Genomic DNA, 8,716 nt, shown 5'->3' with positions numbered 1-8,716 from the left:
ATAGTGAAGATAAAACAAAGAGCTAACAAACTCTGACAAATGGAGAGTTTGATCCTGGCTCAGGATGAACGCTGGCGGCGTGCCTAATACATGCAAGTCGAACGCTTGCTTGAGGACTTGTCTTCAAGCGGGAGTGGCGAACGGGTGAGTAATACATAAGCAATCTGCCCATCGGCCTGGGATAACAGTTGGAAACGACTGCTAATACCGGATAGGTGATTGGAAGGCATCTTCTGATCATTAAAGTTGGGATACAACACGGATGGATGAGCTTATGGCGTATTAGCTAGTAGGTGAGGTAACGGCTCACCTAGGCGATGATACGTAGCCGACCTGAGAGGGTGACCGGCCACATTGGGACTGAGACACGGCCCAAACTCCTACGGGAGGCAGCAGTAGGGAATTTTCGGCAATGGGCGAAAGCCTGACCGAGCAACGCCGCGTGAGTGAAGAAGGCCTTCGGGTTGTAAAGCTCTGTTGTGAAGGAAGAACGGCTCATACAGGGAATGGTATGGGAGTGACGGTACTTTACCAGAAAGCCACGGCTAACTACGTGCCAGCAGCCGCGGTAATACGTAGGTGGCGAGCGTTATCCGGAATTATTGGGCGTAAAGGGTGCGCAGGCGGTTTTTTAAGTTTAAGGTGAAAGCGTGGGGCTTAACCCCATATAGCCTTAGAAACTGAGAGACTAGAGTACAGGAGAGGGCAATGGAATTCCATGTGTAGCGGTAAAATGCGTAGATATATGGAGGAACACCAGTGGCGAAGGCGGTTGCCTGGCCTGTAACTGACGCTCATGCACGAAAGCGTGGGGAGCAAATAGGATTAGATACCCTAGTAGTCCACGCCGTAAACGATGAGAACTAAGTGTTGGGGAAACTCAGTGCTGCAGTTAACGCAATAAGTTCTCCGCCTGGGGAGTATGCACGCAAGTGTGAAACTCAAAGGAATTGACGGGGGCCCGCACAAGCGGTGGAGTATGTGGTTTAATTCGACGCAACGCGAAGAACCTTACCAGGTCTTGACATCCCCTGCAAAGACATAGAGATATGTTGGAGGTTATCAGGGAGACAGGTGGTGCATGGTTGTCGTCAGCTCGTGTCGTGAGATGTTGGGTTAAGTCCCGCAACGAGCGCAACCCTTGTCTTTAGTTACTAACATTGAGTTGAGGACTCTAGAGAGACTGCCGGTGACAAACCGGAGGAAGGTGGGGATGACGTCAAATCATCATGCCCCTTATGACCTGGGCTACACACGTACTACAATGGCGGATACAACGAGAAGCAAGACAGTGATGTGGAGCAAAACTCAGAAAGTCCGTCTCAGTTCGGATTGAAGTCTGCAACCCGACTTCATGAAGCCGGAATCGCTAGTAATCGCGGATCAGCATGCCGCGGTGAATACGTTCTCGGGCCTTGTACACACCGCCCGTCAAACCATGAGAGTTGGCAATGCCCGAAGCCGGTGGCCTAACCTCGCAAGAGGAGGGAGCCGTCGAAGGTAGGGCTGATGATTGGGGTTAAGTCGTAACAAGGTATCCCTACGGGAACGTGGGGATGGATCACCTCCTTTCTAAGGAGAAAGACGTACAAAGAAGTTGGATTTGTGAGGAAGTAAGCCTGTTTAGTTTTGAGAGATCGAAAGATTTCTCAGACAGTGATTGTTCTTTGAAAACCGAATAACAGAAAACAGATAGAAAGACATGATCTTTCTGAAAAGTTGTAAGATTTCAAAAATCAGAACAAGATATTTGAAGTTGAACGTTGAACAGTTCTTATTAGAGATTAAAAGGAACTCTGGACGACTCGCAGTCAAGACAGAGGACCTGTGATTAAATGAATAAGGGCGTATGGTGGATGCCTAGGCATGTAGAGCAGAAGAAGGACGCAGCTAACGGCGAAACGCGACGGGGAGTGGTAAGCACACATCGATCCGTCGGTCTCCGAATGGGGAAACCCAGCGCGAGTAATGTCGCGTTACCCATGAGTGAATCCATAGCTCATGAGGAGAGAACCCAGGGAATTGAAACATCTTAGTACCTGGAGGAAAAGAAAATAACAATGATTCCCTCAGTAGCGGCGAGCGAACGGGGAAGAGCCCAAACCAGCCTTAGGGCTGGGGTAGTAGGACCACAACGTGGTACAGTAACCGATAGAAGAAGGACATTGAAAGGTCCGCCAAAGAGGGTGCAAGCCCCGTAATCGAAATTGGGAGCTGACCTAGTGGAATCCTGAGTACGGCGAGGCACGTGGAACCTTGTCGGAAGCATCCGGGACCATCCGGAAAGGCTAAATACTCCTACATGACCGATAGTGAACCAGTACCGTGAGGGAAAGGTGAAAAGAACCGCGGGAGCGGAGTGAAATAGAACCTGAAACCATATGCTTACAAGAAGACAGAGCCCGTTAAGGGGTGATGTCGTGCCTTTTGTAGAATGAACCGGCGAGTTATCTTATCGTGCGAGGTTAAGTGGAAGACACGGAGCCGAAGCGAAAGCGAGTCTGAATAGGGCGGCAGTACGATGAGATAGACCCGAAGCCGTAGTGATCTAGCCATGACCAGGTTGAAGTTTGGGTGAAACCAAATGGAGGACCGAACCGACCCCCGTTGAAAAGTTGGCGGATGAGTTGTGGCTAGCGGAGAAATTCCAATCGAACACGGCGATAGCTGGTTCTCCCCGAAATAGCTTTAGGGCTAGCGTCGAAGTAAGGGTAGTGGAGGTAGAGCACTGAATTCATGATGGCGCCGTCAAGGTGTACTGAATGAAATCAAACTCCGAATGCCATTATGTCATCTTCGGCAGTCAGACTGTGGGTGATAAGGTCCATGGTCAAAAGGGAAACAGCCCAGATCATCAGTTAAGGTCCCAAAATTACCGCTAAGTGGAAAAGGATGTGGGGATGCACAGACAACTAGGAGGTTGGCTTAGAAGCAGCCACCCTTCAAAGAGTGCGTAACAGCTCACTAGTCGAGTGACCCTGCGCCGAAAATTAACCGGGGCTAAGCGGTATACCGAAACTATGGCAATGACTCAGGTCATTGGGTAGGGGAGCGTTCCATGGGCATCGAAGCTGTACCGTAAGGAGCAGTGGAGCGCATGGAAGTGAGAATGCCGGTGTGAGTAGCGAGATGCAGGTGAGAATCCTGCACACCGATAGACCAAGGATTCCAGGGGAAGGTTCGTCCGCCCTGGGTAAGTCGGGACCTAAGGCGAGGCTGAAAAGCGTAGTCGATGGAAAACAGGTTGATATTCCTGTACCCGCGCATCGAGTGATGGAGTGACAAAGAAGGCTAACCGGACCGGTAAATGGATTCCGGACCAAGCGAGGTAGGAGGCAGTCAGGCAAATCCGGCTGTCAATCTGAAGGCGTGATGGGGAGCGAACGGCGCGAGCCAAGTAGCGAAGACGGCGATGCCAGCTTTCAAGAAAAGCTTCTGGCGTTAATCGATGAGCGGCCCGTACCAAAACCGACACAGGTGGTCAAGGCGAGAAGCCTGAGGTGAGCGAGAGAACTGTTGCCAAGGAACTCGGCAAAATAGCCCCGTACGTTCGCAAGAAGGGGCGCTCGAAAGAGCCGCAGTGAAGAGGCCCAAGCAACTGTTTAACTAAAACACAGCTCTCTGCAAAGTCGCAAGACGAAGTATAGGGGGTGACGCCTGCCCGGTGCTGGAAGGTTAAGAGGATATGTTAGTCGCAAGACGAAGCATTGAATTGAAGCCCCAGTGAACGGCGGCCGTAACTATAACGGTCCTAAGGTAGCGAAATTCCTTGTCAGGTAAGTTCTGACCCGCACGAAAGGCGTAATGATTTGGGCGCTGTCTCGGCAGCAGACTCGGTGAAATCTTAGTACCTGTGAAGATGCAGGTTACCCGCAACTAGACGGAAAGACCCCATGGAGCTTTACTGTAGCCTGATATTGAGTTTTGATCAAGTATGTACAGGATAGGTGGGAGACGAAGAAGTTGGGACGTCAGTTTCAATGGAGTCGACGTTGGGATACCACTCTTAGTTGATTGAAATTCTAACCTGTATCCATGAGCTGGGTAAGGGACAGTGTCAGGTGGGCAGTTTGACTGGGGCGGTCGCCTCCTAAAGAGTAACGGAGGCGCCCAAAGGTACCCTCAGATTGGTTGGAAATCAATCGACGAGCGCAAATGCAGAAGGGTGCTTGACTGCAAGACAGACAAGTCGAGCAGGGACGAAAGTCGGGATTAGTGATCCGGCGGTGCAGAATGGAATGGCCGTCGCTTAACGGATAAAAGCTACCCTGGGGATAACAGGCTGATCTCGCCCAAGAGTTCACATCGACGGCGAGGTTTGGCACCTCGATGTCGGCTCATCGCATCCTGGAGCTGAATTCGGTTCCAAGGGTTGGGCTGTCCGCCCATTAAAGCGGTACGCGAGCTGGGTTCAGAACGTCGTGAGACAGTTCGGTCCCTATCTGTTGTGGGCGTAGGAAATTTGAGGAGAGCTGTCCTTAGTACGAGAGGACCGGGATGGACCCACCGCTGGTGCACCAGTTGTATCGCCAGATGCATAGCTGGGTAGCTAAGTGGGGAACGGATAAACGCTGAAGGCATCTAAGCGTGAAACCGACTCCGAGATGAGATTTCCCATTTCCAAGAGAAAGTAAGACCCCTTGAAGACGACGAGGTAGATAGGTCAGAGATGGAAGCACAGCGATGTGTGGAGTTGACTGATACTAATCGGTCGAGGATTTAATCACATGAGGAAAAAAACGTTCATAACGAAGTAAGAAAGAGCAAGACTTTCTGGAAGCAACTGTTATTTGGTTTTCAGGGAATAATCCTGAAATGATCTGGTGACGATAGCGAAATGGTCACACCTGTTCCCATCCCGAACACAGAAGTTAAGCATTTCCGCGGCGAGAATAGCTATGCCTGCCATAGTGAACGTAGCTCGTTGCCAGGTTCTCCGGTTCCCTTTCTCAGGGAGCCTTTTTTTTGTTTCTCGCTGGATTGATCCGGAAGGGGGGAGGAAGCGGTTTGTTTCGTTGAGGAAATCCGGAAGCGCTGGAATGGATTTCCATGCATATTGAATCAAGGATTCATAAAATAAGGGGAAACGGTTCTGTGTTAAAACGGTTTTCATCTTTTTTATTGCTTTTCAGATTTGCAATCAGAGTTCCAATCAAAAAGGAAAAATAAAATAATTGTCGATTTAAATACAGGTATGGTTTTCTTTCTCCCGTGCTTTAAATCTGTGCTATAATATTTTCCAAGTGACACTGAAGAAAGGATGTGAACAAATGAAGCTTGAATTCATAACGGAAACACCGCAGGAAACCAAAGCTCTCGGTGAGAAAATGGGAAGTTTATCCAAGCCCAATATGGTGTGGACGATGAGCGGGGATTTAGGCGCCGGCAAGACGACGCTGACCCAGGGGATTGCCCGGGGACTAGGAATCACCCGCACTGTCAGCAGTCCTACTTTTACGATATTGAAGATTTATCAAGGCCGTTTGCCATTGTATCATTTTGACGCCTATCGTCTGGAAGGGACGCATCAGGAACTGGGTTTTGAGGAAATGATCGACGGCGAGGGCCTGACGGTTATCGAATGGCCTGAATATATGGAAGACCTGGATCAAACGGAACCGCTGCGGATTACGCTGCGTCGCTTAGGCGAGAATCGCCGCCAGATCGTTTTGGAAACCGAAAGTGAAAAGTATGTCGAATTGATGGAGGCATTAAAATGATTACTTTATGTATGGATACCAGCAGTAAGTTTCTGGTGCTGGCTTTGATTGAGAATGATCAGCTCATCGGCAAACGCTGCCTGTCTTCCTGGAAGCGACAGTCGGAAATGATCTTTCCGCAGTTAACCGCATTGCTTGAGGAATGTCATTTGACGCCGAAGGCGATCAACGAAGTCGTAGTGACAAAAGGACCGGGCAGCTACACCGGCGTGCGGATCGCGATGACGATCGCCAAGGTGTTATGCTCTACGGCGCATTTACCACTGTATGCGCTGCCGACGTTGGAACTGATTGGGGCTGGAAAAGAGAAAGCTGGCGTACTGCTGGACGCCCGCAGCCAGCGTGCTTATTTTGGATTTATTGAAAAGGGAAAACTGATCGGTAAAGAAGACGTGCTGCCGCTCAGCGAGATTCAGGCGCGGATTGAAGAAGCCGGCGATTTAGAACTGGTCGGTGATTGTTCCCTGTTGGGGTTGGAAGATTGTTATCCCGATCTGGCAGAAGCTTTCCTCCTTGCGCGGCCGCAATGGCAGAAGGTTGAGAACGTTCATCTGTTAGTGCCGGAGTACCTGAAATCGGCCGATGACTATCTGGTAAAAAAAGCATGATCCGGGAAATGACGCTGGACGATTTAGAAATTGTCTGCGAAATGGAGCTGCGGTTGTTTAGTTCGCCCTGGCCGCGGGAAAGCTATGAATATGAGTTAAAGGAAAACCCATACTCTCATTTATTTGTGGCTGAAAACGAAGCAGGAACGATTGTCGGCTATGCCGGCATCTGGACGACGTTCGATCAGGCGCAGATCACGACAATCGGCGTGGATCTTCCTTACCGCCGTCAGCATTGGGCTTCGCGGCTGATGGATCACATGATCAACTGCGCCGCAGAGAATGGCTGCGAAATGATTTCGCTGGAGGTTCGCGTCAGCAACGCCCCAGCTTTGACCTGTTACAAAAAATATGGTTTTGAAATTATCAATATCCGGAAAGGTTATTATCAGGATAATCATGAAGATGCGTATTTGATGATGAAACCAATAGGAGGGAATTTATGAAACGGAATTTAATCCTGGCGATTGAGTCCAGCTGTGATGAAACAGCCGCCGCGGTGGTGGAGGATGGCTGTAAAATCTGTTCCAACATCGTTTCTTCACAGATTAACGTCCATAAAAAATACGGCGGCGTTGTGCCGGAGGTCGCTTCGCGGATCCATGTTGAAAATATTTCCGTTGTGATCGAAGAAGCGCTGGTTCAGGCTGAAGTAACAATGGATGATATTTTGGCGATCGCGGTAACGCAGGGACCCGGCCTGGTCGGCTCGCTGCACGTCGGCGTCCAGGCTGCGAAAACCCTGGCCTGGTATTACGATAAGCCACTGATCCCGCTGCATCACATCATCGGGCACATCTATGCCAACCGCTTTGTCGACGAACTGCGGTTCCCGATGATTGCACTGGTGGTGTCCGGCGGTCATACCGAGCTGGTCTGGATGAAGGATGAATGGTCATTTGAAATCCTCGGCACAACGCAGGACGACGCGATCGGCGAGGCTTATGACAAGGTTTCCCGGGTGATGGGAACCGGATATCCGGGCGGCCCGGTCATTGATAAAATGGCGAAACAGGGACATCCGCATTACACCTTGCCGAAGCCAAAGACGGAAAAACCGCTTGATTTCTCCTTCAGCGGTCTAAAATCAGCGGTCCTGCAGCTGATCGACCGGGAAAGTAAAAAAGGTGAGGAGCTGAACAAGGAAGACCTTTCCTACGCTTTCCAGGAAGCGGCGCTGGACACGCTGCTGAAAAAGACGATGCAGGCGGTCAGGGAATTTAAACCGAAGCAGGTTGTGCTGGCAGGCGGCGTGGCGGCCAATTCGCGCCTGCGTGAGAAAATCTCGGAGATGATTCAGGAAACGCCGGAGGTTCATCTGACGATTCCGCCGTTATGGTGCTGCACGGACAATGCCGCGATGATTGGCGCTGCGGGATGGACGGCGTATACGCACGGTTTAAACGGCTCGTTGGACATCGCCGCGAACCCGTCGATGGAAATTGAAACAAGTTCAATTCATTAAATCATTCACAATTTAAAACAAGTGTGCTAGAATAATGCAGAAGGGGTTGATAGTATGCCAACAAAGTCAGTCCCTAAGGCTACACTGCAGCGTTATCCAATCTATCTGAAAGCTTTACGCAAACTCAAAAATTCCGGCGTAACCCGGATCATGTCCAAGGAGCTTTCGGAATATGTGGCTATTGAGTCCACGACGATCCGCCGGGATTTCTCATTCCTGGGATCGCTGGGGAAGCAAGGTTATGGCTATGACGTTGACCGCCTGATTGAAATATTCAACGAGCAGTTGGGCATGGGATTCGATGAGAAGATTATTCTTGTCGGAGCAGGCAACCTTGGGAAAGCTTTAATGAATTACAATCGCTGGAACCATGTTGTCGGCGAGATTGTATGTGCCTTTGACATCCGTCCGGAGTCTGTCGGGAAGACGCCGATTCCGGTTTACCACGTTGATGAAATGAAGGATAAGATTCCAGAAGGTTGTCGAATCGCGATCCTGTGCGTTTCGTCGAATGTTCAGGACGCAGCCGATCGTTTGATCGAATGCGGCATTACCGGGATTGTTGATTTCTCGCATGAGCATTTCCAGGTTCCCAAGGGAGTTCTGGTCAAGCCGATCGACGTTGTATCCACGATCCAGGAACTGGTTTTTGAAACCAACAATATGAAAAAGTAGAAGGCAGCGAAAAGAGAACGATCCTATTACTGAAGCACAGCGAGCCGGGCAGGGTGAAAGCCGGAGTTCAGTCAGGGAATGCGGAACACTCTGGGAGCCGGATCGGAGAACTGACAGTAGACGATCCCGTCGGCGGCGTTAACGCACCCTGAGGCCCGATGATTTTGCGATCATCCGGGTAAATGAGGATGGCACCACGTTGTTGAACGTTCCTTGATCAGGAACGTTTTTTTATTCATAAACAAACA

5 protein-coding genes and 3 rRNA genes are annotated in these 8,716 nt (G+C 50.2%); all 8 read left to right on the top strand.

The window, feature by feature from the left end:
* Positions 1 to 36 precede the first annotated feature (36 nt).
* The 8 genes from BQ7364_RS04700 (at position 37) to BQ7364_RS04665 (ending at position 8,468) form a co-directional block, all read left to right on the top strand.
* Positions 37 to 1,572: ribosomal RNA gene (locus BQ7364_RS04700) — 16S ribosomal RNA — on the top strand.
* Positions 1,573 to 1,829: 257 nt separating this feature from the next.
* Positions 1,830 to 4,727 (top strand): 23S ribosomal RNA (locus BQ7364_RS04695).
* 92 nt (positions 4,728 to 4,819) lie between these two features.
* Positions 4,820 to 4,933, top strand: a 5S ribosomal RNA gene (gene rrf / locus BQ7364_RS04690).
* Together the 16S, 23S and 5S rRNA genes form the textbook arrangement of a ribosomal RNA operon.
* 337 nt (positions 4,934 to 5,270) lie before the next feature.
* Entirely contained in the window at positions 5,271 to 5,720 is a 450-nt protein-coding gene (gene tsaE, locus BQ7364_RS04685) for a tRNA (adenosine(37)-N6)-threonylcarbamoyltransferase complex ATPase subunit type 1 TsaE (RefSeq protein WP_072683634.1), read from the top strand.
* On the top strand, positions 5,717 to 6,328 hold the full coding sequence (gene tsaB / locus BQ7364_RS04680) for a tRNA (adenosine(37)-N6)-threonylcarbamoyltransferase complex dimerization subunit type 1 TsaB (RefSeq protein ID WP_072683633.1): 612 nt from the start codon (positions 5,717 to 5,719) through the stop codon (positions 6,326 to 6,328). The genes tsaE and tsaB overlap by 4 nt, the downstream gene beginning before the upstream one ends.
* On the top strand, positions 6,325 to 6,774 hold the full coding sequence (gene rimI / locus BQ7364_RS04675; protein WP_072683632.1) for a ribosomal protein S18-alanine N-acetyltransferase: 450 nt from the start codon (positions 6,325 to 6,327) through the stop codon (positions 6,772 to 6,774). Before tsaB ends, rimI begins: the two co-directional genes overlap by 4 nt.
* A complete protein-coding gene (tsaD, locus tag BQ7364_RS04670; protein ID WP_072683631.1) occupies positions 6,771 to 7,793 on the top strand; it encodes a tRNA (adenosine(37)-N6)-threonylcarbamoyltransferase complex transferase subunit TsaD in 1,023 nt (340 codons plus the stop codon). Before rimI ends, tsaD begins: the two co-directional genes overlap by 4 nt.
* Before the next feature lie 54 nt (positions 7,794 to 7,847).
* The gene (locus BQ7364_RS04665) at positions 7,848 to 8,468 is read left to right on the top strand and encodes a redox-sensing transcriptional repressor Rex (RefSeq protein WP_006060166.1); all 621 of its coding nucleotides are present in this window, start codon (positions 7,848 to 7,850) and stop codon (positions 8,466 to 8,468) included.
* Positions 8,469 to 8,716 lie beyond the last annotated feature (248 nt).

The sequence above is a fragment of the Holdemania sp. Marseille-P2844 genome, from assembly GCF_900120005.1.
GTDB lineage: Bacteria > Bacillota_I > Bacilli_A > Erysipelotrichales > Erysipelotrichaceae > Holdemania.
The sequence above is the reverse complement of the archived record's forward strand: the minus strand, read 5'-3'. Positions and strand labels throughout refer to the sequence as shown.

Bases quoted from the DNA above. Each gene is read 5' to 3' on its own strand.
- tsaE (WP_072683634.1), top strand. From the start codon at position 5,271: ATGAAGCTTGAATTCATAACGGAAACACCGCAGGAAACCAAAGCTCTC.
- tsaB (WP_072683633.1), top strand. From the start codon at position 5,717: ATGATTACTTTATGTATGGATACCAGCAGTAAGTTTCTGGTGCTGGCT.
- rimI (WP_072683632.1), top strand. From the start codon at position 6,325: ATGATCCGGGAAATGACGCTGGACGATTTAGAAATTGTCTGCGAAATG.
- tsaD (WP_072683631.1), top strand. From the start codon at position 6,771: ATGAAACGGAATTTAATCCTGGCGATTGAGTCCAGCTGTGATGAAACA.
- BQ7364_RS04665 (WP_006060166.1), top strand. From the start codon at position 7,848: ATGCCAACAAAGTCAGTCCCTAAGGCTACACTGCAGCGTTATCCAATC.